This window comes from Burkholderia pyrrocinia (assembly GCF_001028665.1).
GTDB lineage: Bacteria > Pseudomonadota > Gammaproteobacteria > Burkholderiales > Burkholderiaceae > Burkholderia > Burkholderia pyrrocinia.
On the sequence record NZ_CP011505.1, the window covers coordinates 468,777 to 493,717 of the forward strand.

A 24,941-nucleotide genomic window follows, 5' to 3' on the forward strand; every position below is an offset into this window, starting at 1 on the left:
GGGTCGGCCGGGCCGGGTTGCGCCCGTCCGGGCGGGCCCCGTGCATTGTCCGCCAGCCTGAGGAAATTTGCAGTACCCCCAAGGCCTGCGTTGTACGAGGCACCGGGCGGAGGATGGCAGGCCGGCGGCGCGGAACGGGTGGCACACGCGTAATAGCCGGTGGGCAGCCGATCGATGCATGCGGTCGTGCGGCGCACATGGGGTGCGCGACGCAACGCGTCAGTACGCTTTCGGCGTTATTCCCACGCGTGTTTGCTGAACAGATAACCCTTGCCGCGGATCGTTTTGATTCGCTTCGGTTCGAGCGCGTCATCGCACAGCTTGCGGCGCAGCTTCGAGATGTGACAGTCGATCGAGCGATCGAGGCCGTCGAACGCGATGCGGCGTAACAGCAGCGTCAGGTCTTCCCGGCCGACCACCTCGCCGGCGCGGCAGGCAAGGGCCCACAGCAGGTCGAATTCGGTCGAGGTAAGGCGAGGCGTGCTGCCGTCGGGAAGGTGAACCTTGCGATCCGTCCGGTCGATCGAGAACTTGCCGAACGCGAATCGCTGGGGCGATTCGGGCGCGCAGCCGTCCGGACGCATTCGCAGCCGTCGAAGTTGCGCCTTGATCCGCGCGAGCAGAATGCGTGGCTCGATCGGCTTATGGAGAAAGTCGTCTGCGCCGAACTCCAGGCCGAGCAACTCGTCGAACTTTTCGTCGCGTGCCGTCAACATGATGACGATGCCGTCATAGTGCGTGCGTGCCTCGCGGCAAATCTCGAAGCCGTCCTTGCCCGGCAGGTTGATGTCGAGCAGTACCAGATCGGGGCCACTCGCGACGATCGTCGATACGGCGTCGGTGCCGTCGAACAGCGTGTCCACCGCGTACTGATGCTTGCGCAGATAGTCCGCGATCAGCGCGGACAAATGGACGTCGTCTTCGATCAGCAGGATTCGGATGGGCATCGGTAAGCGAGGGGGGCAATACGGGAAAATGGCGAGCGGTCAGGCCCAGTCCGAACGCGTGGCAGCCGAAGCGAGGTGGATAATACTGCGCAACATTCCGACGGAATGTGACGAAATCTGCATCGTTCGTTGAACCTATCTGCACGGAAATCATCGCCACCTGGCGGAAAAGCGAACGGATGACGGTATGGAATCGTGTCGCCGACGAACGGCTCGATGTTCGGGTGAAATGATTCAGAGCGATATCCGGCGCGTCACCGGCAGGGAACGCCGACGACGCGTCGTTCGGGCGAGAACGTTTGCGGGAAGCCGCTTGTGCGAACGTCATTTGCGCGGGCCGATCCGAAGCCCGGTAAAGATTGCTCGACATATCATTACAAAATATTACGTACGCTGCGGCATAGGGCTCCCTACAATCCTCGCAACTGACGGGCGTGCATGCCGCACCGCGGTTTCCGCTCTGCCGTGGAAGGGCTTGCAGCGACGAAGGCGGTGACCGATAACGCGCGGTCGCCCGCATTCAGCGCGCCACTGCCGGCATTGAACGCGTGTGGATCGGTGTTGACGTTGCTCGGGCCTTCGAGGGGCAAGCATCCGGACGGTACGACTTACTGACAGGAGTGCGAAATGACGCCGTTGCAAGTCATCCGGAGCCTTGATGCGCTCACGAACGCGATCGAAGTCGCGGTCGCCCGGGCCGACTGGAGCGAGGCCGTCCGGGCCGCGGAAACACGTTCAAGGTTCGTGATGACGCTTGCGCCCGATCAACCGGACGAGGTTCGCGCGGCGATCGGGAGAATGCAGGAGGCCGATATCCGGGTCTCCACCGTCGCACGGGAAACGTTGGTGGCGCTCATCACCGAGGGCTGGATTGCGTCGTACGAAACCGGGCTGGCGACGAAGATGTCGGCGGCGAAGCCGCTGTCGCCCGGGGCGGATGCCATGGCTTCCCGATCGCCTTCTTTTCCCGTATGAGCTTCACTGCCCCGGCGATGCACATGCTCAATACGCGGACAGGTCTTTGGAAGTGCCTGTCACGGGTTTACGTTTCGTTGGCGGTATGCGATTTCGCAAATGCATCAGTCATGTCGATGCAACGCGGTGCTTCGTTGACGGCGACGATTTTCGATCATGGCGAGTTGCCCTGGTTCCGGCACTAACCCTCCCCGGATTGCCCGGAACCCCTCCGCCGGCCCCGAAACGGGCCGGTTTTTTTTAGAGGTTCAGTACGGGATAAACATATGATTGAGTAGGATGCCAAATCATATGGCGAGGGCGGATGAATTGTCTGCGGTAAGCGATGGTGACTGTTTTGATATTCAAGGTAAGCAAGGCTATCTATGGAATCGTACGCTCGCTCGGTGCCAGTCGTGATGTATCACCACGTTTCACCTTCGCCCGGGGAGCTCAGCATCACCCCGGAGCACTTCGAATCGCAGATGCATTGGCTGGCGAGTAACGGATACGTCACGTTAACGGCGGACGAATTCGCGTGCTTTCTGCACGGCGCGCCAATGCCGGAGAAGTCGATTCTGCTGACGTTCGACGACGGTTATCTGGACAACTATGTTCATGCTCATCCGTGTCTTGCGCGCTACGGTTTCAACGCGATCATGTTTCTTGTAACCGGTCGCGTCCACGACGGTCCCACCCGATCCTTTCCTGGTCGTGCCGGCAGCGCGGAACGTTCGCACGCGGAATGCGAACGCCTCGTTCTGATCGGGCAAGCCGACGATGTAACCGTACGCTGGAGTGAGATCGACGTCATGCGCGCGGCCGGCACTTTCGAATTCCACAGTCACACGCACTACCACCTGCGTTGGGATCGTTATTGCACTGATCCGGACGAAAAAATTCATCACATCCGCACGGACATCGAGACGTCAAGGCGGATTCTGACCGAAAAAATGGGCGTGGCATCAAAGCATTTGTGCTGGCCGGAAGGCTATTACGACAAGGACCATATCGACGCGGCCCGAACTGCCGGGTTCGAGTACCTCTACACGACACGCAACACTCGACGCAACGTTCCGGGTAGCGACCCGTACCGGATCCATCGCATGGCGGATAACGGCAAGAACGGAGCGTGGCTGGCGCGAGAGGTGCAGCAATACCAGCAACCGCAGTGGGGTGGGGCGTACTACTGGTTCAAGCGATTGATAAGCGCTAACAAAATGAGTGGCTGAGAGACGGTTTCATCAAGGCTGTTGGGCGAGCCGAAGGGTATTCCAGCAGATATCGCGACGATCGGTAGGGTTTGGCCCGGTTTCGGGCCAGCACAGTCCGGTCTTGAGAAGGAACGCAATCCCGGTCAACACGGCGCGAGCGGAAACAGGCAAGCGGCCCGGATTCTTCTCGCGTCGCGGTTTGGGTGATGGCGGCAACGGCTCGATCGGTGCCCGCCATTCATCGTCGATGATCGGCTTGCCCATCTTCTCGACCTCGGTTGTTCCGAGGCCTGCGGTTAACAACTCGCCACGCAAGCCGACAGCGCCACGGGGCCTTTCTGAAACCGCTTCCAACGGTTGACGAACCACATAGGCCCCCCACACCGTTCCCGACGACCGGGCCGGCCGGCACCCGACTAAACCTATAGATAATGGCCGGCGCGCCCGCCGCGCCATACGATGGCGCTCAAGCCTCCCGACACGCATCGATGCGTGTCCGGCGGGCGGAACAGGGGGTGCCGTCTCGCGAGGCGGCGCTAGGTGCGGAGCAGCATAAGCGAGTGCGGATCATGTACACGTTCGGGCGGGTGACGGTTTCCCTTGAATGCCGTGAAGTCTGCGTCGACGGGCAGCCCCGGTATATCGGCGCCCGGGCATTCGAGATTCTCGAACTGCTGGTGAAGGCGGCCGGCAGGCTCGTGTCGAAGGACGAGATCATGCAAGTGGTGTGGCCGAACACGATCGTGGTCGAGAACAACATCCAGGTGCACATCTCGACGCTGCGCAAGCTGTTCGGCGGCAAACACGGGTGGATACGGACCGAATCGGGTCGCGGCTATCGGCTCGCGCCGCCGGCCGACCTGGCTTATGCCGACCGCCAGCCGGACGGGGTCGAGCCGGCGCGCGGCGCCCGCACGGGCACCGCGCCGCGCAAATGTCCGCTGATCGGCCGCGAGCAGGAAGTGGCCGAGCTGCACGCGCTGCTCGAGCGCGAGGCGCTCGTCACGCTGGTCGGCCCCGGCGGCGTCGGCAAGACGCATCTCGCGCTGGAGGTCGCGACGGCCTGTTCGACGGTGCGCGGCATCGAGATGGTCCGGATCGATCTCGCCGGCTGGCAGGGCGGCGCGACGCTGGAGTCCGCGGTGCTGGACGCGCTCGACCTGCCGGGCGGCCCGGACGCGGGGCCGGCGGATGTCGTGCGCGCGATCGCCGGGCAGCGCGTCATGCTGGTGCTCGATAACGCCGAGCAGCATGTCGACGAGCTGGCGGACCTCTGCGAAGCGATCGCGGAGGCGAATGCCGGCGCGATACTCGTCGTGACCAGCCGCGAACCGCTGCGTGTCGCCGGCGAGCGCGTCTATCGCGTCGGGCCGCTGCCCGTGCCGCCAGCCGGCGCGGACGACGGCGAGATCGTCGCGTGCGGCGCCGTCCGCATGTTTCTGGCCCGGGCTCGCGCGATGGGCACCGACATTCCCGCGGATGCGAAGACGCTGGACGCGATCGCGACCATCTGCCGCCGCCTGAGCGGCCTGCCGCTCGCGCTCGAGCTCGGCGCGGCCCGCGTCGCGCTGCTCGGGATCCAGGGGCTGGCAGCCGATCTCGACACGTCCGTGCTGTCGTTGTCCGGCGGTCTGCGTACGGCCCATCCGCGCCAGCAGACCCTCAGGGCCACCATCGAATGGAGCTATCGGCTGCTCGGCGATGCGGAGCGCACCGTGCTGTGCCGCCTCGCGGTGTTTCCGGATGCGTTCCGGCTCGACGCGGCGTGCGCGCTGGCGGCCTGCGACGAACTGGGCGCCGCCCGGGTGCTCGACTGCCTGGTCAGCCTTGCATCGAAATCGCTGCTGGTCGTCCATTCGGTCGGACTCTCGAAGCGTTATTCGCTGCTCGAGGTCGTGCGCGCGTATGCGCTCGAGAAGCTGGCGGAGTCGGGCGAAGCCGGCCGCGTCCATGCCCGGTGTGCGTCGTTCGTCGGCGAGGCGCGCGCGGAGACGCCGGCGCCGGCAGCGTCCGCGCAACCGCTGCTGGCGGCAGGGTCGTGGGCATGACACACGGGGCGTGCGGGCGTTGCGCGAGGCGATTGCGCCTGCCGATGCGGCGCACGCTACGTCGCGATGTTCTGGATTGACAAAATTTTCAGGTTCTCATTTCATGGCCATTGTTTGCATCATCGATGACGATGCGTCGGTCCGTAAGAGTCTCGCCAGCCTGCTGAAATCGGCTGGCCATACCGCATTGCTGTTCGCGTCGGGCGAGGAATTCCTTGCGGCCGGCCCGGTGGACGATGCGGCGTGCGTGCTGGTCGATCTGAAGATGAAGGGAATGAGCGGTCTCGATGTCCAGCGTCTGCTGGTTCAGCGCAAGGCGACGCTTCCGTTCATCTTCATGTCGGCGCACGGCGACGACGAGTCGGTCCGCCGCGCGCTTGCGCAGGGCGCGGTCGCGTTCCTGCGCAAGCCGTTTCCGTCGGACGATATGCTCAATCTGATCGATCAGGTCGCATCCGGCGCGCCGCCTGCGTGAGCGGCGGCCCGTCGACCGGCCGCGCCGCATGCGGCGACGCGGTTTCGTTCTGTCGCTTCTTAGTTTATCATTCGATAATGAAGCGGATGCCTACACAGGGAATGCAATGGCGAGCACGCCGGATATGACGTCGATCGGCAACCGGGGCGCGGGCGACTCCGCGCCGATCGTCTATGTGGTCGACGACGACGAAACGCTGCGGCGCGTGTTGAGCTCGCTGTTGCGTTCGGCGGGATGGCGCGTCGAGACGTTCGCGTCGTCGCGGGCGTTTCTCGCGTTCGAGCGGCCCGCCGTACCGAGCTGCCTGATCCTCGACGTGCGTCTTGCCGACGAGAGCGGGCTGGCCCTTCAGGAGGAAGCGGTGCGTGCGGGCCTGAACGTGCCGATCCTGTTCATGACGGGTTACGGCGACGTGGCCACGACGGTCAAGGCGATGAAGGGCGGCGCGCTCGACTTCCTGACGAAGCCGTTCGACGACGCAACGATGCTCGATGCCGTCGGCCGTGCACTGGCCCGCGACGGCGAGCGCCTCGCGCGCGACCGTGCGCTGGACGCGGTGCGCGGGGCATATGCGTCGTTGACGCCGCGCGAACGCGAAGTGATGAGCCAGGTGGTCGCGGGCCTGATGAACAAGCAGATCGCAGCGAATCTCGGCCTGCAGGAAATCACGGTGAAGGTGCATCGGGCCCAGGTGATGAAGAAGATGCAGGTCCGCACGCTGCCGGATCTCGTGCGGCAAGCCGAAGCGCTGGGCGTGGGCCCGGCCGGCGCGCGCGACTGAGCGGGCGTGCCGGATCGTTCGACGCGGCGGCGCCGGCTTCGACGTGGCGGGCCGGGCCGCGATGGCGCGAACGACGGCGTTCATGCGGACGCTTCTGCTTCAACGTGGGTTCGGCGTTGCCGGCGTCGCAGCAAAGGCCAGCGAGATGCGCATCGCTCATCGGGCGCCGGCGACGGCGTTTGTCGATGAAACGGCATGACCAAGCGACAGGTAGCTCCGGTGCAGTAGCGATTCGATGGTTGCCCAATCGGCGTCGGTGACGCTGCCCGCATCTTCACGGGCGTCGCGAAGCAGCATCGCTTGCGCGCGCAACTGGCCGTGTTCGCGTGTCGCGACCGCGGACACCCTGTACAGCGATGCGGCGGCGTCAGCGCACGCGCTGCCCAACGCGCCGGGCGGATAACGTCCACGCTGCCGGTGCACGATCCACCATTCCAGTTCGAGCGCGGTGGTGCGCGAGACATCGAAGTCGCGGTTCCCGGTGTTGCGGATCAGGCTGAAATAGGTGTGCAGCGCCGGCAACGCCTTTTCGTAATCGCTGCGTTCCTTGCCCTCCTTGAACGTGAATGCGGCTGATGCGCCGTAGTAGGCACCGACGTACGACCTTAGCCACGGAAGGTGGTATTGCGTGCGCAGGGTTTGCGCCAGTTCAAGAAAGAGCGCGACGTGCTGGCGATCATAGTAGGCGCGCCACATTTTCGTTTCGAGTGTCCCCGTCGCGATGGGATCGAAGCGGCTCAGGTCGCGGTGCAACGGCCAGAAGAGATCGGCGGCGGCATAGCCGATCAGAACGACAAGCAGGACCAGGATCGTCCGTCGCCGGCGTCCCGGTCCAGCTGAAAGGATCGCGCGGTGCCGCAGGTCGTGGCTGCGGGCGCGCCCGGTCGTGTCCATGTCGAATAGCGTCGATATCGAACCTGCGTTGAACCCGCTATTTCATTACGCGCCCCAGCACCTCGCCCAACTCGGCGTCGTCAAGCACCGGGGCGATGTCCAGCTCCATCAGGTCGCTCCACTGATAGGCGAACTCGGTGAGTTTCTTCATATCATCTGTTTCGAGCAGATCGAACCCTGCGCTCAGATCGGCTCGCGTCCACCGGCCCACCAACCGGACGCCGTCGGGCGGGAGCCCGCCGGTTCGCTGAAAGCGCTCGATGGCGTCGGCGCGCTGCTGGGTATCCGGTGCCCAGTGGAAGGTCATCATGAATTTCATGGCGGTGTCTCCTGACGGTGGCTCGTCCACCTGTTTCAATTTATACGCGCGATGACGGCATACAGGTGGGTGCAATCGAGGGTGTGCACTGCAACGCAAGTCGACGCCAGGCAACGCAAAAAACGTTAGGTAAGCCTAATAGCGATATGACAATACGCGAGGCCGATCGAGCGAAGGCCGACGACGCGTCGATGTTTCCTCAGAACCGGTCTTCGCGATTCGCGACGTTCGCCGGTTTCGCTGCAGGCGGCGTCCATCCGCCGCCCAGCGCGCGCACGAGATTGACCGTCGCGATGGCGAGTGCCTGGCGGCTATGAATCAGCTGGCGTTGCGCAGTCAGTGCGTCCCGGTCCGCGTCGATGACCTCGAGATAGCTGACGTAGCCGTGCCCGTAACGGCTCAGCGACAACCGCGCCGCTGCTTCGGTGGCGCGCGCCGCGCTGTCGTAGCGCACGATCCGCTCCTTCTGCGCGGCGATGTCGTTGAGTGCGTCCTGAACCTCGCGCAGCGCACCCAGCGCGGTCGCGCGATAGTTCGCGTCGGCGAGTGCCGCGCCGGCCGTCGCGGCGGCCACCGCGGCCTCGCGCTTGCCGCCGTCGAACACCGTTTCGGCCACGCTCGCGCCGAGGCCCCACAGCGAACTGTTGCGATCGAGAAACGTGCGGAGGTCGCGGCTGGCGAATCCGCCCTGGGCGGTCAGCGTCAAGGTCGGAAGCCACGCGGTGCGGGCGACGCCGATTTCGAGCGACGCCGCGTCGACACGGCGCGCCGCCGCATAGACGTCCGGCCGTTGCGCGAGCAGCGCGGACGGCAGGCCGGGCGGCACCTCCGGCACGCGCATGGCGGAGGCCGTCGGCGCGACCGTGAATGCAGTCGGCGAGACACCGGTCAGCACGGCGAGCGCGTCGACGAGGTTTTCGCGCAGCCGCCGGCTGTCCGCGAGATCGGCGCGAGCCGTATCGAGATCGGCCGCCGCGCGCAGCGCGTCGAGGTCGCTCGCCGCGCCGGCCCGCACGCGCGCGGCGATCACATCGAGTGCGGTGCGTCGCAGCTCGATCGCGCGGGCGAGCGTCGCGAGATCCTGCTCGACGAAATGGAGCGTCAGGTAGTCGCTCGCGACGTCGGTCGCGACGCGCAGGCGGACGGCCGCGCGATCCGCGTCTGCCTGCAGCACGTTCTGCCTGCCGATCTCCGCATCGCCGCGCAGGCGCCCCCACAGATCGACTTCATAGCTGGCGTTGAACGGCACCGACCAGTTGTGCATCGTGCGTTTCGGTAATGCGTTGTCGACCGTGCCGGATACGCGCGAGCGGCTGAACGACGGATCGACGCCGACGGTGGGCGCCAGCGCGGCTTCGCGCACGCCGAGCAGCGCCTGCGCCTGGTCGACGCGCGCCGCGGCGGCGCGGATGTCGTGGTTGCCGGCGAGCGCGGCATCGACGAGTGCGACGAGCGGCGGATCGCCGAACGATGCGGGCCATTCGACGAGCGACGATGCGGATTCGCCGGGCGCATCCGCATGGCGGAACCGGTCGGATCCGACCGCGACGGGGGCGAGCGGCTGCGGCGCGATCGTGCATGCGCTCAGCAGGCCGGCGGCGAGCAGGGCGGCGATGCGGGTCATGGCTGCGTGCGGCCGCGCTGCAGCGAGACGATGACCGACAGGCCGGGCCGAATGCGCGGTTCGGTCGAGGCCGGGCCGTCCAGCAGGATCTTGACGGGCACCCGCTGCGTGACCTTCGTGAAGTTGCCGGTCGCGTTGTCGGGCGGCAGCAGCGCAAATTGCCCGCCCGTCGCGGGCGACAGGCTGTCGACGTGTCCGCTGAAGGTCCGGTCCGGCAGCGCGTCGAAGCGCAACTGCACGACGTCGCCGGTGCGGACGTGCCGGAGCTGGGTTTCGCGGAAGTTCGCCACCACCCACGGGTGCGGTTCGACGACCGTGAGCAGCGCCTGGCCGGGTGCGACATGCTCGCCGGTCTCGACGGTCTTCTTGCCGACGTGGCCGTCCGACGGCGCCACGACGGTCGTGTACTGGCGCTGCAGCTCCGCATCGCGCAACTCGGCGTCGTTCTGGTTCGACACGGCATCGGCAGCCTGCCGCGCGGCCTGCGCGCTGCGCTGCTGCGCTTCGGCCGCCTCGATGCGCGCGCGGGCGGACTTGCGTGCCGCGTTGGCGGCGTCGAATTCCTGCTGCGACAATCCGCGCGGCGTTTCGCGGGTCAGTTCGCGTGCCCGTGCGTAGTCGAGCTCGGCCTTTTCGGCGTCCGCGTGCGCCGACACGAGCGTTGCGTCGGCTTGCTCGACCAGCGCCTTCGCGCGGCTCGCATCGGAGTGCGCTTGCGCAACGCGGGCCCGCTGCAACGCGACGCGCACGTCGAAATCGCGCGGGTCGAGCCGCACGAGCGGGTCGCCCGCGTGCACGAACTGGTTGTCGTCCACCAGCACGCGCTCGACCGTGCCGGCCACGCGCGGCGAGATCACGTGCAGGTGGCCCGTCACGTACGCGTCGTCGGTGCCGCGGTCATGCGCGTCGAATTCGTAGACCAGCAGCGCGACGAGCAACAGCGCGCATCCGGCGATCAGGATGACCGGCCACTTGCGCGACCGCGCGGTGGCAGTGGGCGGCGTGTCCGGCAAGTTCGTGGTCACGATCGGGAGACTCCATGGAACAGACGGGATTCGTCACATCGCGCTATGCTTGCGCGAGCCTTTTGTGCGGGAGCCGCTCGACGATGAACACCACGTTCGCCCCCGGTGGCGCGACACCGGGGCCGGCCGCAGCGCCGGCCTCCGACATTCCGACGTTTCGTTCGATCGCCGCGATCGCGGCCGTGCTGCTCGGCGCGATCATCGCGACACTGACGTCGCGCATCACGTCGCTCGGGCTGGCCGACGTGCGCGGCGCGCTCGGCGTCGGGTTCGACGAGGGCGCGTGGATCAACACCGCGTTCATCGCGTCGCAGATGTTCGTCGGGCCGCTCGCGATCGCGGCGGCCTTCGTGTTCGGCACGCGCCGCGTGCTGCTGGCGGGCGCCGCGGTCTTCCTGGTCGTCGAGAGCGTGCTGCCGCTGTGCACGAACTTCGGCACGTTCATCGTGTTCCAGAGCGTGGCCGGTTTCGCGTCCGGCGTGTTCGTGCCGCTGACCGTCGGGTTCGTCGTCCGCACGCTGCCGCCGCGGCTGATTCCGTTCGGCATCGCCGCGTATGCGATGAACCTCGAGATGTCGCTCAACCTGTCGGCGACGCTCGAAGGGTGGTACAGCGAACACCTGAGCTGGCGCTGGCTGTTCTGGCAGAACGCACTGCTGACCGTGCCGTTCATCGTCTGCCTGATGCTGTCGCTGTCCACCGAACCGATCAAGCGCTTCGCGTCCGGCATCGACACGCGCGGCATGCTGCTCGGCGCCGGCGGGTTCTCGTGCCTGTGCATTGCGCTCGATCAGGGCGAACGGCTGTTCTGGTTCCAGTCGCCGCTGATCGTCGCGCTGCTGTGCATCGGCATCGTGATGGTGGCCGCGTTCCTGATCCACGAACTGGCGTCGCGACGCGCCGGGCTCGATCTCGGCTACCTCGCGCTGCCCAACGTCGCGTTGCTGATCCTGCTCGTCGGCCTCGTGCGCTTTACCGTGCTCAACACGAGCTTCATTCCGTCGGCGTTTCTCGCGAGCACCTACGGGCTGCGCCCGCTGCAGATCGGCGATACGCTGCGCTGGATCGCGATGCCGCAACTGCTGTTCGCGCCGTGCGTGGCATGGCTGCTGCAACGCGTCGATCCGCGCCGGCTGATCGTGGCCGGCTTCGCGATGGTGGCGGTCGCGTTCGCGCTCGGCGCGCAACTCACTCCGGTCTGGGCCGAACCCGACTTCATCCCGTCGCAATTGCTCCAGGCGCTGGGGCAGACGATGGCGCTCACGTCGGTCATCTTCTTTTTCGGCAAGCACGTGACGGCCGAGCACGCGCTGACGTTCGGCGCCGTCGTGCAGACGACGCGCCTGCTGAGCGGGCAGCTCGGCACGACGTCGATCGCGGTGATCCAGCGCATCATGGAGGCTACCCATTCGAATCTCGTCGGTCTGCATGTCACGCTGTCGGATCCGCAAACGCTGGAGCGCTTGCGGGCCGGCGCGGCGTCGCTCGTGTCGCACGGCGCGACCTTCGCGACGGGCGACCAGGCGGCTTATGCGCTGCTCGACCGGGCGGTTCGCATCCAGGCGACCACGCTCGCGCTGGCCGACAATTTCCGGGTCGCGATGGCTTTCGCGGTCGCGGGGGTGTTGATCGGCATGCTGCTCAGGCCGGCGCGTGCGCCGTGAGCGACCGACGCCGGATCGGCGCAGGTCGCGCATCGACGATCTTAGCGATCGCGCATGCCGCAACGGAATCGCGACGACCTGAAAAATCCTGAAACGTGCTGAATGGCGCACCGGCGTGACGGCCGGGCGCGCCATACGGTGACGCTTGCGCTTACGCCTTCAGGAACGCGAGCAGTTCGGCATTGATCCGGTCGGCATTGACGACGCACATCCCGTGCGCTCCGCCGGGGATCACCTTGAGTTGCGCGTGCTTCACGATTTTTGCGGACAGGCGGGCCGAATCGTCGATCGGCACGATCTGGTCGTCGTCGCCGTGCAGGATCAGCGTCGGGACGTCGATCTTCTTCAGGTCCTCGGTGTAGTCGACCTCGGAGAATTCCTTGACGCACTGATACTGGCCATAGACGCCGCCCATCATGCCCTGCGCCCAGAACGCGTCGATCGTGCCCTGCGACACCTTGGCATCCGGACGGTTGAAGCCGAAGAACGGCACGGCGAGGTCCTTGTAGAACTGCGAACGGTTCTCGGCGACGTTCTTGCGGATCCCGTCGAATACGTCCATCGGCAGGCCGCCGGGATTGGACGGCGATTTCACCATCTGCGGCGGCACGGCGCCGATCAGCACGGCCTTCGACACGCGCTTCGTGCCGTGGCGCCCGATGTAGTGCGCGACTTCGCCGCCGCCGGTGGAATGGCCGACGAGCGTGGCTTCGCGCAGGTCGAGCGCATTCATCAGCGCCGCGAGGTCGTCGGCATACGTGTCCATGTCGTTGCCGTGCGACGGCTGGCTCGAGCGGCCGTGACCGCGGCGGTCGTGCGCGATCACGCGGTAGCCGTGCTGCACGAGGAACAGCATCTGCGGGTCCCACGCATCGGCGCACAGCGGCCAGCCGTGCGAGAACACGACGGGGCGGCCGCTGCCCCAGTCCTTGAAGTAAATCTGCGTACCGTCTTGGGTGGTGATCGTATTCATCGCATGGGCTCCTTGATGGGCGGAAGCGGCGTGTTTGGGGGCGGCTGCGGCTGCGGCAGCCGGCAGCGCGGCCGCTGCAACGGCGGTCGCGCCGGCAAGCAGCATGTCTCGGCGACGCGCCGAGGGAACGGCGTCGGTGTCTGCGGGACGCATGGAGGCTCCTTGAAGAACGTGTGGTGCAACGATGCCGCGTTGGATGGATGGTTCGGTTCTGCCCGCATGCGGCGATCGCGCCGGCAGCCGGCGTGCGTTCGCGGTCGCGGGCCGGCAGGCGCGCGAAGGCAGCGAACGAACGCCGACAGGAGCCTATCCCGCGGCCCTGCGCCATGTACTGAAATCCCGCTGAATTTTCTTGAACACAGTTGCGGCGCACGCCGCACGAACGCACCGACCAGAAAAATTAAGCCAGGAATCAAGACTCTTCAGCGGCGGCTCGTTATCGTCAGCATCAGGTCATCCCGTCGCGGGTCGCTGCCGGTTCGCGTCGGAGGATGACGATCGCGACGCGGGCGGGTGCGCAACATCCGGCCCCTCGCCACTTGCCTGGGTACGCCGCCATGGACGAATTCAATCGCTGGGAGCACGTGATGACGCTGCTCGACCCGTCGCCGGCCGCGAGCCGCTGTGCACTGTCGCATCTTCGCGACCCTGACCCCGCGCGCCGTCGCCATCGCGACGATGCGTGGCCCGCGTCGAGCGGTGGCGTGCGCCGCCGGTGCGCGATCGTCGCCGCCGAGCGGCAGACCGATTCGTCGGTGTTGATCTCGTGGAGCGATCCGACGCGCTGCCGGTACGACGAGCAGCGCTGGATCAGCGCAAAGTCCCGCGCCCTCGGGCGCTGCGCGCTGACCGGCATCACGATTCATACCGGCGATGCGATCTACAAGCCGCAATGGCGCGGCGCGAAGCGCCCCGCGAATTACCGGGAGGTGATCCTCGCGTCCGAACTGGAGCGGTTCATCGTCAGGCTGTCCCGTTCATGACACGGGACGGTGCGCGCAGTCCGTCGGCCATCGCTGGCGGCCGCTGCATTTTCACCGCTAAGGAAAACTTCATGAGCACGTTCACGACACGCGACGGCGTTTCGATTCACTACAAGGACTGGGGAGCGGGGCGCCCGGTCGTGTTCATTCATGGCTGGCCGTTGAATGCCGACATGTGGGACGTCCAGATGCATCATCTCGCGTCGAACGGTTTTCGCTGCATCGCCTACGATCGGCGCGGCTTCGGCCGGTCCGGCCAGCCGTGGACGGGCTACGACTACGACACGCTGGCGGACGATCTCGCGACGCTGATCGAGACGCTCGGGCTGCGCGACGTGACGCTCGTCGGCTTTTCGATGGGCGGCGGCGAAGTGGCCCGCTACATCGGCCGGCATGGCACGCGACACATCGCGAAGGCCGTCCTGATGGGGTCGGTGACGCCGCTGGTCGCGCGGCGCGACGACCATCCGGACGGCGTCGACGTGGCCGTATTCGACGGTATCCGCGCGGGCATCGTGGCCGACCGCGCGGCATTCTTCGAGCAATTCTGGCCGCTGTTCACCGGTTCGAACCGGGCCGCTTCGGCGATCTCGCGCGCTGCGCTCGACTGGACGTCCTTCATGGCGCTGCAGGCCGGATTGAAGGGCACGCTCGATTGCGTCGGCGCGTTTTCCGAAACCGATTTCAGGGCGGATCTCGACAAGTTCGACGTGCCGACGCTCGTGATTCACGGCGGCGACGACCAGACCGTGCCGCTCGCGCTCACGGGCGCTGCCACGGCGAAGCGCGTGCCGCACGCGACGCTGAGCGTCTACGAGGGCGGGCCGCATGCGTTGTATCTGACGCACGCGCAACGATTGAACGACGAGCTGCTGGCCTTCGCCCGCGCATGACCCGGCGGCGTCGGCCGTGACGTGGCGGAGCGGGCTCGGCCGACCGGCCGGCTCACTCCGTCCATTTCGATCCGAGCACCAGGCCGCAGAAATTCGTCCGGCGATAGTCCGGGTCGCACCGCTCGAGCATGTCGGCGCAGACGTTGCCGAATGCGGTCGCCGGGCGATGCGCGGTGCCCGCGGCGATCGCCTCGAGGAACAGCTCCTTGAAACCCGGGCCGCGCGGCCACGCGCGCACGATCTCGTCGCGTTCGGATCGGCTCACGTCGTCGAAATGACGCGCGAAGAGATCCGTCTCGACACCTGCGCCGAGCAACGCCGTCAACGGCGTCATGTACGGGTGAATGCCAAAGGTCGTGTGCAGCGCGATCGCACGCCATACCTCCTCCGCATCGTCGGCGGCGACGCCGTATCCGCCGAGGAACGCGTGTGCGGCATTCGCGCCGTCGATTTCGAAGCGCCGGCGCGAATGCCGGTAGCGCTCCGTCAACCCGAAGTGATGAAACAGCGCGGCGACGTACAGCAGCTCGGCGTCGAATGCGATGCCGCGACGCAGCCCGATGATCGACGCGAATGCGAACACGCGCATCGCGTGCCGGAACAGGAGGTCCGGCTCGCCGGCGCGTACGGTCGCGGCGGCCTCCCGTGCGAGCGGGCCGTCGGGAATCCGGATGCTGGCGATGCGGTTGCCCATGGTCGTGTACCTCGCGGCGTGACGGCAGTCGCTCGACGCTGGCGCCGTGGAACCATCGTCGCGCGCCGCGCCGCTGAATGTCCTGAGCGGTGCCTGAATCGTTCTGAACGGAAAATCCGACCGGCCGTCACGACCGGAATCGGTTTCGCTGCGCTTTGTACGTCGCTTTTACCGGGTTTTTTTCGCAAGTCATGCGAACTGCGATTTCAATTAACGAGATCACGAAATTGATTTCGGCATATCGGCCGTTTTATCGTGCCAAACAGGTTCATGGGTGAACGACTGTTTCACACATTGAAAATGCAGGACGCCGTGGTGCGCGGTGCCCGGCGGGACGCTGCGCATATCGCATATCCGGGAGGTGTCGCGGCGTTCGCGGCTCTCGTCGATTCAAAAATTTTGCTCTTCCTGTTCTGATAATTTGAATCATTTCGCGACGCAAATGCCGTAGCATGGCGTCGAACCGGTGTCATTTCTGACAGGGCATCAATGAAAGAAATCGATTAAGAATTCCCATGATCAGGATTGGAACGCTTCACGTTTTTCTCGACAGACGTGAAATTCGCTCGAACGGCAAACTGCTGCGCATCGGCAGCCGCGCATTCGAAATTCTCGAACTCCTGATTCGGGCGAACGGCGCACTGGTATCGAAAGACGAGATCATGCAACGCGTGTGGCCGCACACGATCGTGGAGGAAAACAACCTGCAGGTGCATATCGCTGCGTTGCGCAAGGCGCTGGCCGGCGATCGGAACCTGATCGTCACGGTGCCGGGGCGCGGCTATCGGTTGGTCGGCGCCCGGGCCGAAGGCGTGGCGTCCGTGCGTCCCGCGGCGTCGCGGCTGACCGCCGCGCCGACCGCGCTCGTCGGCCGCGAGCAGACCGTCGCCGACGTCCTCGCGGCGCTCGACACCGCGCGCGTCGTGACGCTGGTCGGGGCGGGCGGCATCGGCAAGACGCGGGTCGCGCTCGAAGCGGCGATGCGGGCCGAGGTGAGCTTTCCGGATGGCGCCGCGTTCGTGTCGCTGGCCACGGTTGCGTGTCCGCAATTCGTGCCCGAAGCGCTGGCGGGTGCATTCGGCATCGTGCAGCCGGCCGGATCGCTGACGCTCGAAGCGGTGCTGGCCAGCGTGGCGAACCGCCGGATGTTGCTGGTGCTCGACAATTGCGAACACCTGCTCGACGCTGCCGCGCAGATCGCGACTGCACTGACCGAGTCGAATGCCGGATTGTGCGTCCTCGCGACCAGCCGCGAGGCGCTGCGTATCCAGGGCGAGCGGCTGTGTCCGATTCCGCCGCTCGATGTTCCCGGCGAAGGCGCCGGCGACGCCGAGATCCTGCGCGCAAGCGCGGTGCAACTGTTCTCGGCGCGCGTGTGCGCCTCCGATCCTCGCTTTCCGCTCGACGGACGCAGCGTGGCGCTGATGGCGTCGGTGTGCCGGCGTCTCGACGGTCTCCCGCTCGCGATCGAACTGGCCGCGGCCCGAGCGGCCGTGCTCGGCATCGATGTGCTGGCCGCGCATCTCGACGATCATTTCAGGTTGCTGACCGGCGGTTTTCGGACGGCCTTGCCGCGTCATCAGACGCTGCAGGCGATGTACGACTGGAGCTACCGCCTGCTCGGGGACGCGGAGCGCCTGCTGTTGCGGTGGCTCGGCGTGTTCCGCGACAGCTTCTCGATCGACGCGGTGCGTGAGATCGTCGGAACGAAGGGGTTGGTCGATGCGGACCTGCTCGACACGATCGCGGGCCTCGTGTCGAAGTCGCTGCTGAGCCTCGAGAGCGCGCACGGCGCGCCGCGCTACCGGCTGCTGACCACGACGCGCGCGTATGCGCTGCAGCAGCTCGCGAACAACGGCGAATGCGCGGCCGCGGCACGCGCGCATGCGAACTACTTCCATAGGTTGTTCAGGCTTGCGCCCGGTGGTGGCGACGGGCCGCGGGCCGAATCGCGGCTCGACGTGATCCGGCGCGAACTCGGCAATCTGCGCGCGGCGCTCGACTGGGCGTTTTCGCCGAACGGCGATGCGGAGGTCGGCATCGCGCTGGCGGCTGTCGCGGTCCCGTGCCTGTTCGACCTGTCGCTGGTGGACGAATGTCGCGAACGGACGCGGGCGGCGCTCGATGCAATGCGAAATATGGACGAGACCCGGGCGCGCGAGGATGCGCGCGTGCGCCTGCTGGCCGCCTATGCCGCCGCGCTCGCCCATACGTCGGGGGCGACGCAGGTCGTGCACGACGTCTGGTCCGAACTGCACGCGCTCGGGGTCGACGCGGACGAGGCCGGGTTGCCGGCGCGCGAACCGTAACGGCGCGCACCGCTGCCGAATTCAGAACGTTTCAGCCTGAACTCAGGACTTGGCCGGCCGGTGCGTCTACATTGCATGCATGGAGACCGTCGGCGATTCGCGGGCGGGCGGGCAGCAGACCGGCTCGCACCGCCGCTCATCGAGGTCGCGACGCCATTGAATGCCAGTGCGGGGCGGCCGTCGGCACTGCGTTGCCGCGGCCGCTTCGCGCGTCATCGAGCGACTACCACATGAAACCTGTCCAGTCCGACCTTTCCCGCCACGATTCGCTGCCGGCGGCCGCTCGCCGGATCGGGTAGCGCGCGCCATGCGATCGCGCGGATTCCTCGCCCGTCGCGCAGCGCGCACGCGGACCATTCCGGCATGCTGAACCTGTCCGTCACGGTCGCTTACGGCGCGCCGATCGTCGTTGCCGACCTCGTTGCATGGCGGTTGCTCGGGCCTGGCCGCTCGACGACGAAAGCGGTCTGGCGCTGTGCGTCGTTCGCCGCGCTGACCTATGTGCTGTTCGCAACCGGCGTGAGCCCGCTTGCGGTTCCGCTGTCGCCCGACCGGTTCGACCGGCTGGCGATCCAGGCGATCGGCGTCGCGTGGTGGCTGCAGTGCGCGCTGGTGTTCAGCCTGATGCTCGACCATCTGCTGCTGCCGCGCGCGTGGCGCAACCAGCGGCTGTTTCATGACATCGCCGCAGGCGCCGTGTTCGGTGCGGCCGCGGTGGCCGCGCTGGGCTACGTCCTGGGCCTGCCGCTGAGCGGCCTGGTCGCGACCTCGGGCGCGGTGGCCGTGATCCTGGGCCTGGCCGTCCAGAACACGCTGAACGACGTGTTCTCGGGCCTCGTCCTGAATACCACCCAGCCGTTTCGCCTGGGCGATACGGTGGCCATCGGCGAGCTGGAAGGGCGGATAGTCGAAAGCAACTGGCGCGCGACCAAGATGATCAACAGCCTCGGCAACCTGGTCGTCGTGCCGAACAGCACGGCGGCGAAGGCGACGATCGTCAACCTGAGCGAACCCCCGAGCGTGCACGGTGTGACGCTGACGATCGAGATCGATCCGGAAGTGCGGCCGTCCGTGGTCATCGATGCGCTCGACCGGGCTGCCGCCAGTTCGCTGGACGTGCTGGCCAGTCCCGCGCCGGTCTCGGTCGTCAAGGCATTCAGGACCAATTCCGTCGAATACGAACTCGTCTGTTACGTCGACGCGCTGCAAAAAAAGGTCGCGGTGCGCAACCGGCTCTACGATCTGGCCCACCGGCACCTGGCCGCCGCGGACATCGCGCTACGCCCGCTTGGCGGGACGGCCGCGGCGCACCGACCGGTGTCGCGCGGTCAACGGCTGTTGCGCGCGGTCGAACTCTTCCGGCAACTCGGCGACGAGGATCTGGCAGTGCTGGCCGATGCGCTGGCGTCACGCGTCTTCCACCAAGGGGACGTGATCTACGCGTCGAATTCCGATACGCGCCTGCTGACGATCGTCGGGTCCGGCGTCGCGTCGGTGTTCGTGCCGGGTGCGACCGGCGACATCGAGGTCAGGCGGATGGCGCCCGGCGACGCGATCGGCCAGTCCGTCGTGCTGGCCGGCACGCAGCTTCATGCGAGTGTCTACGCGGTGACCACCGTGACGGCCTACCAGTTGAGCAGCCGCGACCTGACGCCGCTGATCGCGAGGAAACCCGAACTCGGACGGCTGATGTGCGAATCCCTGACCGAACACATCGCGACCGAGGAGAAGATGATGATCCCGCCGGCCGCGAAGACGCATGCGTCGTTCAACCTGATCGAGTGGATCGAGAAGGAGATGAAGCGCCTGCACGATTCGTTCGGCTGACGCGGCGGGTGGGTACCCGAAACCGCGGGTCGAGCGGGTCGACCGACGTGCGGCGACCGCGTGCGGCGGTATCAGGCGAGCGCGGTGAACCGGTCGACGAGATCGGGGCGGGCGAGCTGATCGACCCACCAGTGCAGCGCGCGTCCGGCCTCGTCGCCGCGCCACGCGATATAGCAATGCGTGGTGTCGCGCATGCCGGTCACCTGGCGTGCGACGAGCTTGCCCTGCGCGATCGCGCGTGCAGCGATGCAGTCCGGCAGCGTGCCCACGGCGAGCCCTTCGCACTGCGCGGCCAGTTTTGCGGCGAGCGTGGGGACCGCGAGATACGGCTGCCCGGCGTCGATGGCGACCGAGCGCGGCTGCAGCTCGCGAGAGGTATCGCTGATGACGGCGCCGCGATGCTCGACGACCGACGCCATCGACAGCGGTTCGGGCAACGTCGCGAGCGGATGGGTCGGGGCGACGACGAACACATGCCTGAGCGTGCCGATCGGCCGCGCGACGATGTCCGGCAGTTCCGGCGGCTCGCCCGCCGCGCCGACGACGAGATCCGCGCGGCGCGAAATCAGCGCATCCCAGGTGCCGCCGAGCACTTCGGTGGACAGGCGCAGCCGCGTGTTCATGTCGAGTCCGTAGAACGTATGCACGTAAGGCCACAACGCCTCGAACGGCAGGATCTCGTCGATGCAGATGCGAACCTCGGTTTCCCAGCCTTGCTGGGCACGCAACGCCTTGAGTTCGAGCTGTTCGGCGGCATGCAGCAGCCGGCGCCCCTCTTCGACGACCACGCGACCCGCGTGCGTGAGCTTCGCCCGGCGTCCGCTCCGGTCGAACAGCGCGACGTCGAGATCGCTTTCGAGCTTTTGTACGAGATAGGTCAGCGCAGACGGTACGCGGTGCAGGAGCTCCGCGGCTTCGGCGAACGTGCCGGTGCGATCGATCGCGTCCAGTGCTTCGAGCGCTTCGAATGACAGCTTCATAGTGAATTCCACGCGTGCGTCGGGCTGTCATGTTATCGCCAAGCGCTGCAGAGTCCAATACGAACCGGAACAAATTATCCGGAGGCTGGAGCCGGGGCGCCATCCTGTTCCGGGCAAGATTGCGTCGCGCGATTGCAGCATCGATCGGTATTGGCGATGTGCGCCATTTCCGGAGCGTCAGCGCACGGGGAAGCCGTGCCGGCTGGGCCCGGGTTTCGCGGGTGCTGCGCGTTCCGCTTGCCCGCGTGTCGTCGGCGTCGGCAGATCGGTTGGCCCGCCGATCGGACTCGCCGAATCCGGTCGTTCAGCGTGGGTCACGACGGGGTCGATTAACGTTTCTTCGCGGCGGCATCGGAGGCCTGCGCACCGGGCAGGGAGCCGAACATGTGCTGGCTGCACTTCGCTTCGCTCCACGCGGTTCGCAGATGAATCCCCGCGAGCATCCGGCGTGCGAGCGGCAGGATCTGTTCGCCGGCAAGGATGCCCAGCAGGCCGGCCAGCGCGATGGTGGGCGGAGCGGGCGATTGCACGCCGATCAGGTAGTAGACCGCGCCGGCGAGAATTCCGGCAAGTAGCGACGAAATATATGGCTTCATGATTCAGATACAAGTGGATGACAACCGTGTGAAAAATACGGATAACTACCGATCCGGAGGCGATCCTGAACTCATTGGATAGCGTAGCAGGTCTTTTTTGATGTGATCATTCAATTCGATGGTTTTAAGATCTTTTAAGGCCTTGTTTTAGGGATTTTATTAATAGAATTGATTAAGTGGCGTTACCATGAATTGGCGTGTTGAATGACAAGGGCTGGCAGGCGAACCTCCCGGCCCAGCGCATTGGGCGCCTCACGGCTTGCCGGCAAGGCAGGCTATTTTTTCTCCGCGTCAAAGGACATGACCGCCATGAGCAATCCGAAACTTGAAGTACTCACCCCCCATAACAGCCAGTTGATCTTCATCGACCAGCAGCCGCAGATGGCGTTCGGCGTGCAGTCGATCGATCGCCAGGCGCTGAAGAACAACGTCGTCGGGCTCGCGAAGGCCGCGAAGGTGTTCAACATCCCGACCACGATCACGACGGTGGAATCCGAGAGCTTCTCGGGTCACACCTATCCCGAGCTGCTCGACGTGTTCCCGAACCAGAAGACGCTCGAACGCACGTCGATGAACTCGTGGGACGACCAGAAGGTGCGCGACGCGCTGGCTGCGAACGGTCGCAAGAAGGTGGTCGTCTCGGGCCTGTGGACTGAAGTCTGCAATACGACGTTTGCGCTCTGCGCGATGCTCGAAGGGGACTACGAAATCTACATGGTCGCCGACGCATCGGGCGGCACGTCGCAGGCTGCGCACGACTTCGCGATGCAGCGGATGGTGCAGGCCGGCGTGGTGCCGGTGACGTGGCAGCAGGTCCTGCTCGAGTGGCAACGCGACTGGGCACACCGCGAGACCTACGACGCCGTGATGGCGATCGCGAAGGAGCACTCGGGTGCATACGGGATGGGTGTCGATTACGCGTACACGATGGTCCACAAGGCCGCCGAGCGTACGCTGACGCCGCACGAGTCGATCGCGCCCGTGCCGGCGAAGTGACCGAAGACAGTCTCGACTGTCGATGCTGATGCGGCGTGTTCCATGCGAACACGCCGCATCGGCAATACGAAATCGCGGGCGGCGTGCGTGGTCGATTCACGGATGCCGCCCGCTGCGGGTTTGCCAGGACGTTACGACCTGCATCCCAACCTGTCCGAGAAATTGATCGTATGGAACCTTATCTGGTTTCCCTTGGCGCGGGCTTGCTGATCGGTGTCATTTACAGCGCAATCAAGGTCCGTTCTCCGGCACCGCCGCTGATTGCCCTTGTCGGGTTGCTCGGCATGGTGATCGGCGTGCAGGCCATCCCCGCCCTCAAACAGCTCTTTGGCTTCTGATCGAAACGAGGTGATGTATATGACCGCAACCGAGTCCCAACCGGATCTGATCCTTCACAACGGAAGGTTCACGACCCTCGATCGTGCGAACCCCGTCGCGACCGCCGTCGCAATCAAGGACGGCCGCTTCGTCGCGGTCGGCGGCAACGCGGACGTCATGCCGCTCGCGGGCCGCGCGACGAAGGTCGTCGACCTCGACGGCCGTTCCGTGCTGCCGGGCCTGATCGACAACCACTGCCACGTGATTCGCGGCGGCCTGAACTACAACATGGAGCTGCGCTGGGATGGCGTGCCGTCGCTCGCGATCGCGATGGACATGCTCAGGCGGCAGGTCGCCGTGACACCCGCGCCGCAATGGGTGCGCGTGGTCGGCGGTTTCACCGAACACCAGTTCGCCGAGAAACGCCTGCCGACGATCGAGGAACTCAACGCGGCCGCGCCCGATACGCCGGTGTTCATCCTGCACCTGTACGACCGTGCGCTGCTGAACGCGGCCGCGCTGCGCGTGGTGGGCTACACGAAGGACACGCCGGAGCCGCCGGGCGGCACGATCCTGCGCGACGCCGCGGGTAACCCGACCGGGCTGCTGCTCGCGAACCCGAACGCGACGATCCTCTACGCGACGCTCGCGAAGGGGCCGAAGCTGCCGTTCGAATACCAGTACAACTCGACGCGCCACTTCATGCGCGAACTGAACCGTCTCGGCGTGACCGGCGTGATCGATGCGGGTGGCGGTTCGCAGAATTATCCCGACGATTACGAAGTGATCCGCAAGCTGCACGACGCGGGCGAGATGACGATCCGGATCGCATACAACCTGTTCACGCAGAAGCCGAATGCGGAGAAGGAAGACTTCGTGAACTGGACCAAGAGCACGAAGTATCACGACGGCACCGACTATTTCCGCAACAACGGCGCGGGAGAAATGCTGGTGTTCTCGGCGGCCGACTTCGAGGATTTCCGCGTCGCGCGTCCCGATCTGCCGGCGCAGATGGAGGACGATCTCGAAGGCGTCGTGCGCGTACTCGCACAGAACCGCTGGCCGTGGCGCATGCATGCGACCTACGACGAAACGATCGACCGCGCGCTCGACGTGTTCGAAAAGGTCAACAAGGACATCCCGCTTGCCGGCCTGAACTGGTTCTTCGATCACGCGGAAACGATCACCGAAAAATCGATGGACCGTATTGCGGCGCTGGGCGGCGGCATCGCGGTGCAGCACCGGATGGCGTACCAGGGCGAATACTTCGTCGAGCGCTATGGCGCGCAAGCGGCCGAAGCGACGCCGCCCGTTGCGAAGATGCTTTCGAAGGGCATCAAGGTGTCGGCCGGCACCGACGCGACGCGCGTCGCGTCGTACAACCCGTGGGTGTCGCTCGCGTGGCTCGTGACGGGCAAGACGGTCGGCGGGCTGCGCATGTACCCGCAGCGCAACCTGCTCGATCGCGAGACCGCATTGCGGATGTGGACCGAATACGTGACCTGGTTCTCGAACGAGGAAGGGAAGAAGGGGCGTGTGGCGGTCGGGCAGCTCGCCGACCTGGTAGTCCCGGATCGCGATTTCTTCGCATGCGCGGAGGACGATATCGCGGACACGACCGCATTGCTGACCGTGGTCGGCGGAAAGATCGTATGGGGCGCGGGGCCGTTCGCGTCGCACGATGCGCCGATTCCGCCCGCGATGCCGGACTGGTCGCCCGTACGCGAGTACGGCGGCTATGGCGGCTGGGGCGCGACGCAGCGCAACGGCGCACCGCTGCAGCGCGCGGCGGCAGCCGCTGCGGCGATGTGCGGCTGCGCGAGCGCGTGCAACGTGCACGCGCATGCCCATGCGAGCGCGTGGGGTAGCGCATTGCCGACGTCGGACGCGAAGGGCTTCTGGGGCGCGTTCGGTTGTTCCTGCTGGGCGATCTGACATGTCGACGACAACCGGCCGGTACAGCCCCCGGTGGATTCGTGTCCTGCTGGCGCAGCCGTGGGTCGGCGCGCTGGTACGACTTGCGCTGGTGTCCGCCTTCCTGATCGGCGGCGTCAACAAGGCGATGCACTTCGGCGATGCGATCGCGGAGCAGGCGCATTTCGGCCTGCACCCGCCCGCGTTCTGGGCTGCACTGGCGGTTGTGGTCGAGATCGGCGGTTCGCTGTGCGTGGTATTTCGCCGCTTCACCTGGATTGGCGCGGGTGGACTCGGCGTGCTGACCGTCGTCGCGATGCTGGTGGCGAACGACTTCTGGAACCTGACGGGCGTGGCGCGCTTCATGGCGCTCAACAGCTTTTTCGAGCACCTGGGGCTGATTGCCGCGCTCGTCCTCGTCACCATGCTTGGCGATGTTCGAAGCGGGGAAGGCGACGGTCGCGCCTGATCGTTTTTTCGGCGCATTGAAGCAGGAAGAAAATTCAATCTTGG

The 24,941-nt window shown here is 66.0% G+C and carries 24 protein-coding genes and 1 pseudogene; 15 read left to right on the forward strand and 10 right to left on the reverse strand.

What is annotated here, in order from left to right:
• Window positions 1–236: 236 nt before the first annotated feature.
• Window positions 237–947, reverse strand: coding sequence for a response regulator (locus ABD05_RS32325; RefSeq protein WP_047904227.1), 711 nt, complete (start codon window positions 945–947; stop codon window positions 237–239).
• A gap of 627 nt (window positions 948–1,574) precedes the next feature.
• Here ABD05_RS32325 and ABD05_RS32330 point away from each other — a divergent pair.
• Both ABD05_RS32330 and ABD05_RS32335 read left to right on the forward strand, forming a co-directional pair.
• Window positions 1,575–1,922, forward strand: a complete 348-nt coding sequence (locus ABD05_RS32330; protein ID WP_063847312.1) for a hypothetical protein — start codon at window positions 1,575–1,577, stop codon at window positions 1,920–1,922.
• Between the two features lie 365 nt (window positions 1,923–2,287).
• Window positions 2,288–3,133: a polysaccharide deacetylase family protein gene (locus ABD05_RS32335; RefSeq protein WP_047904228.1), complete on the forward strand. Its 846-nt coding sequence runs from the start codon at window positions 2,288–2,290 to the stop codon at window positions 3,131–3,133.
• Window positions 3,134–3,163: 30 nt separating this feature from the next.
• Here the strand turns inward: ABD05_RS32335 and ABD05_RS37055 are convergent.
• Window positions 3,164–3,379, reverse strand: a pseudogene (locus ABD05_RS37055) (IS5/IS1182 family transposase); the annotation flags it as partial.
• Between the two features lie 305 nt (window positions 3,380–3,684).
• Here ABD05_RS37055 and ABD05_RS32340 point away from each other — a divergent pair.
• The 3 genes from ABD05_RS32340 (at window position 3,685) to ABD05_RS32350 (ending at window position 6,419) form a co-directional block, all read left to right on the forward strand.
• Window positions 3,685–5,163 (forward strand): ATP-binding protein, encoded by a 1,479-nt coding sequence (locus ABD05_RS32340; RefSeq protein ID WP_158361721.1) that lies wholly within the window; start codon window positions 3,685–3,687, stop codon window positions 5,161–5,163.
• Window positions 5,164–5,182: 19 nt separating this feature from the next.
• On the forward strand, window positions 5,183–5,638 hold the full coding sequence (locus tag ABD05_RS32345) for a response regulator transcription factor (RefSeq protein WP_238594231.1): 456 nt from the start codon (window positions 5,183–5,185) through the stop codon (window positions 5,636–5,638).
• Between the two features lie 106 nt (window positions 5,639–5,744).
• Window positions 5,745–6,419, forward strand: a complete 675-nt coding sequence (locus ABD05_RS32350; protein ID WP_047904230.1) for a response regulator transcription factor — start codon at window positions 5,745–5,747, stop codon at window positions 6,417–6,419.
• A 156-nt stretch (window positions 6,420–6,575) separates the two neighbouring features.
• On the opposite strand, the gene ABD05_RS32355 is transcribed toward ABD05_RS32350, so the two are convergent.
• The 4 genes from ABD05_RS32355 to ABD05_RS32370 all read right to left on the reverse strand — a co-directional run bounded on the left by ABD05_RS32355 (window position 6,576) and on the right by ABD05_RS32370 (window position 10,281).
• A complete protein-coding gene (locus tag ABD05_RS32355) occupies window positions 6,576–7,313 on the reverse strand; it encodes a hypothetical protein (protein WP_238594232.1) in 738 nt (245 codons plus the stop codon).
• A gap of 37 nt (window positions 7,314–7,350) precedes the next feature.
• A complete protein-coding gene (locus ABD05_RS32360; RefSeq protein ID WP_047904672.1) occupies window positions 7,351–7,632 on the reverse strand; it encodes a DUF3303 domain-containing protein in 282 nt (93 codons plus the stop codon).
• Between the two features lie 199 nt (window positions 7,633–7,831).
• Entirely contained in the window at window positions 7,832–9,256 is a 1,425-nt protein-coding gene (locus ABD05_RS32365; protein ID WP_047904231.1) for an efflux transporter outer membrane subunit, read from the reverse strand.
• Window positions 9,253–10,281, reverse strand: a complete 1,029-nt coding sequence (locus ABD05_RS32370) for an HlyD family secretion protein (RefSeq protein ID WP_047904232.1) — start codon at window positions 10,279–10,281, stop codon at window positions 9,253–9,255. The genes ABD05_RS32365 and ABD05_RS32370 overlap by 4 nt, the downstream gene beginning before the upstream one ends.
• Window positions 10,282–10,364: 83 nt before the next feature.
• On the opposite strand from ABD05_RS32370, the gene ABD05_RS32375 reads away from it, so the two are divergent.
• Window positions 10,365–11,945, forward strand: coding sequence for an MFS transporter (locus tag ABD05_RS32375; protein WP_047904233.1), 1,581 nt, complete (start codon window positions 10,365–10,367; stop codon window positions 11,943–11,945).
• Between the two features lie 151 nt (window positions 11,946–12,096).
• Here ABD05_RS32375 and ABD05_RS32380 read toward each other — a convergent pair whose 3' ends face one another.
• Window positions 12,097–12,918, reverse strand: a complete 822-nt coding sequence (locus ABD05_RS32380; RefSeq protein ID WP_175804843.1) for an alpha/beta fold hydrolase — start codon at window positions 12,916–12,918, stop codon at window positions 12,097–12,099.
• A 557-nt stretch (window positions 12,919–13,475) separates the two neighbouring features.
• On the opposite strand from ABD05_RS32380, the gene ABD05_RS32385 reads away from it, so the two are divergent.
• Both ABD05_RS32385 and ABD05_RS32390 read left to right on the forward strand, forming a co-directional pair.
• Window positions 13,476–13,901 carry a DUF3331 domain-containing protein gene (locus ABD05_RS32385; protein ID WP_047904235.1) on the forward strand — a complete coding sequence of 142 codons (426 nt, stop codon included), beginning with the start codon at window positions 13,476–13,478 and terminating at the stop codon, window positions 13,899–13,901.
• Between the two features lie 71 nt (window positions 13,902–13,972).
• A complete protein-coding gene (locus ABD05_RS32390; RefSeq protein WP_047904236.1) occupies window positions 13,973–14,794 on the forward strand; it encodes an alpha/beta fold hydrolase in 822 nt (273 codons plus the stop codon).
• A gap of 52 nt (window positions 14,795–14,846) precedes the next feature.
• Here ABD05_RS32390 and ABD05_RS32395 read toward each other — a convergent pair whose 3' ends face one another.
• On the reverse strand, window positions 14,847–15,488 hold the full coding sequence (locus ABD05_RS32395) for an HD domain-containing protein (protein ID WP_047904237.1): 642 nt from the start codon (window positions 15,486–15,488) through the stop codon (window positions 14,847–14,849).
• Between the two features lie 270 nt (window positions 15,489–15,758).
• On the opposite strand from ABD05_RS32395, the gene ABD05_RS38450 reads away from it, so the two are divergent.
• From ABD05_RS38450 to ABD05_RS32405, 3 genes are all read left to right on the forward strand, one after another.
• The gene (locus ABD05_RS38450) at window positions 15,759–15,905 is read left to right on the forward strand and encodes a hypothetical protein (protein WP_158361723.1); all 147 of its coding nucleotides are present in this window, start codon (window positions 15,759–15,761) and stop codon (window positions 15,903–15,905) included.
• 98 nt (window positions 15,906–16,003) lie between these two features.
• Window positions 16,004–17,797 (forward strand): ATP-binding protein, encoded by a 1,794-nt coding sequence (locus ABD05_RS32400; protein ID WP_047904238.1) that lies wholly within the window; start codon window positions 16,004–16,006, stop codon window positions 17,795–17,797.
• 363 nt (window positions 17,798–18,160) lie between these two features.
• Window positions 18,161–19,624, forward strand: a complete 1,464-nt coding sequence (locus ABD05_RS32405; protein WP_047904239.1) for a mechanosensitive ion channel family protein — start codon at window positions 18,161–18,163, stop codon at window positions 19,622–19,624.
• Between the two features lie 71 nt (window positions 19,625–19,695).
• Here ABD05_RS32405 and ABD05_RS32410 read toward each other — a convergent pair whose 3' ends face one another.
• Both ABD05_RS32410 and ABD05_RS32415 read right to left on the reverse strand, forming a co-directional pair.
• The gene (locus tag ABD05_RS32410; RefSeq protein ID WP_047904240.1) at window positions 19,696–20,604 is read right to left on the reverse strand and encodes a LysR family transcriptional regulator; all 909 of its coding nucleotides are present in this window, start codon (window positions 20,602–20,604) and stop codon (window positions 19,696–19,698) included.
• Between the two features lie 329 nt (window positions 20,605–20,933).
• A complete protein-coding gene (locus ABD05_RS32415; RefSeq protein ID WP_047904241.1) occupies window positions 20,934–21,200 on the reverse strand; it encodes a XapX domain-containing protein in 267 nt (88 codons plus the stop codon).
• A 309-nt stretch (window positions 21,201–21,509) separates the two neighbouring features.
• On the opposite strand from ABD05_RS32415, the gene ABD05_RS32420 reads away from it, so the two are divergent.
• The 4 genes from ABD05_RS32420 (at window position 21,510) to ABD05_RS32435 (ending at window position 24,897) form a co-directional block, all read left to right on the forward strand.
• Window positions 21,510–22,196: a hydrolase gene (locus ABD05_RS32420; protein ID WP_047904673.1), complete on the forward strand. Its 687-nt coding sequence runs from the start codon at window positions 21,510–21,512 to the stop codon at window positions 22,194–22,196.
• Between the two features lie 170 nt (window positions 22,197–22,366).
• The gene (locus ABD05_RS32425; RefSeq protein WP_047904242.1) at window positions 22,367–22,534 is read left to right on the forward strand and encodes a DUF1427 family protein; all 168 of its coding nucleotides are present in this window, start codon (window positions 22,367–22,369) and stop codon (window positions 22,532–22,534) included.
• A gap of 19 nt (window positions 22,535–22,553) precedes the next feature.
• Window positions 22,554–24,449: an amidohydrolase gene (locus tag ABD05_RS32430; RefSeq protein ID WP_047904674.1), complete on the forward strand. Its 1,896-nt coding sequence runs from the start codon at window positions 22,554–22,556 to the stop codon at window positions 24,447–24,449.
• A 1-nt stretch (window position 24,450) separates the two neighbouring features.
• Complete coding sequence (locus ABD05_RS32435; protein ID WP_047904243.1) at window positions 24,451–24,897, forward strand: DoxX family protein; 447 nt, start codon at window positions 24,451–24,453, stop codon at window positions 24,895–24,897.
• Window positions 24,898–24,941 lie beyond the last annotated feature (44 nt).

Excerpts from the sequence above, each read along its gene's own strand:
- ABD05_RS32385 (WP_047904235.1), top strand. The coding sequence starts at position 13,476 with ATGGACGAATTCAATCGCTGGGAGCACGTGATGACGCTGCTCGACCCG.
- ABD05_RS32395 (WP_047904237.1), bottom strand. The coding sequence starts at position 15,488 with ATGGGCAACCGCATCGCCAGCATCCGGATTCCCGACGGCCCGCTCGCA.
- ABD05_RS32335 (WP_047904228.1), top strand. The coding sequence starts at position 2,288 with ATGGAATCGTACGCTCGCTCGGTGCCAGTCGTGATGTATCACCACGTT.
- ABD05_RS32400 (WP_047904238.1), top strand. The coding sequence starts at position 16,004 with ATGATCAGGATTGGAACGCTTCACGTTTTTCTCGACAGACGTGAAATT.
- ABD05_RS32365 (WP_047904231.1), bottom strand. The coding sequence starts at position 9,256 with ATGACCCGCATCGCCGCCCTGCTCGCCGCCGGCCTGCTGAGCGCATGC.
- ABD05_RS32410 (WP_047904240.1), bottom strand. The coding sequence starts at position 20,604 with ATGAAGCTGTCATTCGAAGCGCTCGAAGCACTGGACGCGATCGATCGC.
- ABD05_RS32355 (WP_238594232.1), bottom strand. The coding sequence starts at position 7,313 with ATGGACACGACCGGGCGCGCCCGCAGCCACGACCTGCGGCACCGCGCG.
- ABD05_RS32380 (WP_175804843.1), bottom strand. The coding sequence starts at position 12,918 with ATGAATACGATCACCACCCAAGACGGTACGCAGATTTACTTCAAGGAC.
- ABD05_RS32330 (WP_063847312.1), top strand. The coding sequence starts at position 1,575 with ATGACGCCGTTGCAAGTCATCCGGAGCCTTGATGCGCTCACGAACGCG.
- ABD05_RS32405 (WP_047904239.1), top strand. The coding sequence starts at position 18,161 with ATGCTGAACCTGTCCGTCACGGTCGCTTACGGCGCGCCGATCGTCGTT.
- ABD05_RS32430 (WP_047904674.1), top strand. The coding sequence starts at position 22,554 with ATGACCGCAACCGAGTCCCAACCGGATCTGATCCTTCACAACGGAAGG.
- ABD05_RS32415 (WP_047904241.1), bottom strand. The coding sequence starts at position 21,200 with ATGAAGCCATATATTTCGTCGCTACTTGCCGGAATTCTCGCCGGCGCG.
- ABD05_RS32435 (WP_047904243.1), top strand. The coding sequence starts at position 24,451 with ATGTCGACGACAACCGGCCGGTACAGCCCCCGGTGGATTCGTGTCCTG.
- ABD05_RS32350 (WP_047904230.1), top strand. The coding sequence starts at position 5,745 with ATGGCGAGCACGCCGGATATGACGTCGATCGGCAACCGGGGCGCGGGC.
- ABD05_RS32360 (WP_047904672.1), bottom strand. The coding sequence starts at position 7,632 with ATGAAATTCATGATGACCTTCCACTGGGCACCGGATACCCAGCAGCGC.
- ABD05_RS32375 (WP_047904233.1), top strand. The coding sequence starts at position 10,365 with ATGAACACCACGTTCGCCCCCGGTGGCGCGACACCGGGGCCGGCCGCA.
- ABD05_RS32325 (WP_047904227.1), bottom strand. The coding sequence starts at position 947 with ATGCCCATCCGAATCCTGCTGATCGAAGACGACGTCCATTTGTCCGCG.
- ABD05_RS32340 (WP_158361721.1), top strand. The coding sequence starts at position 3,685 with ATGTACACGTTCGGGCGGGTGACGGTTTCCCTTGAATGCCGTGAAGTC.
- ABD05_RS32425 (WP_047904242.1), top strand. The coding sequence starts at position 22,367 with ATGGAACCTTATCTGGTTTCCCTTGGCGCGGGCTTGCTGATCGGTGTC.
- ABD05_RS32420 (WP_047904673.1), top strand. The coding sequence starts at position 21,510 with ATGAGCAATCCGAAACTTGAAGTACTCACCCCCCATAACAGCCAGTTG.
- ABD05_RS38450 (WP_158361723.1), top strand. The coding sequence starts at position 15,759 with ATGGGTGAACGACTGTTTCACACATTGAAAATGCAGGACGCCGTGGTG.
- ABD05_RS32390 (WP_047904236.1), top strand. The coding sequence starts at position 13,973 with ATGAGCACGTTCACGACACGCGACGGCGTTTCGATTCACTACAAGGAC.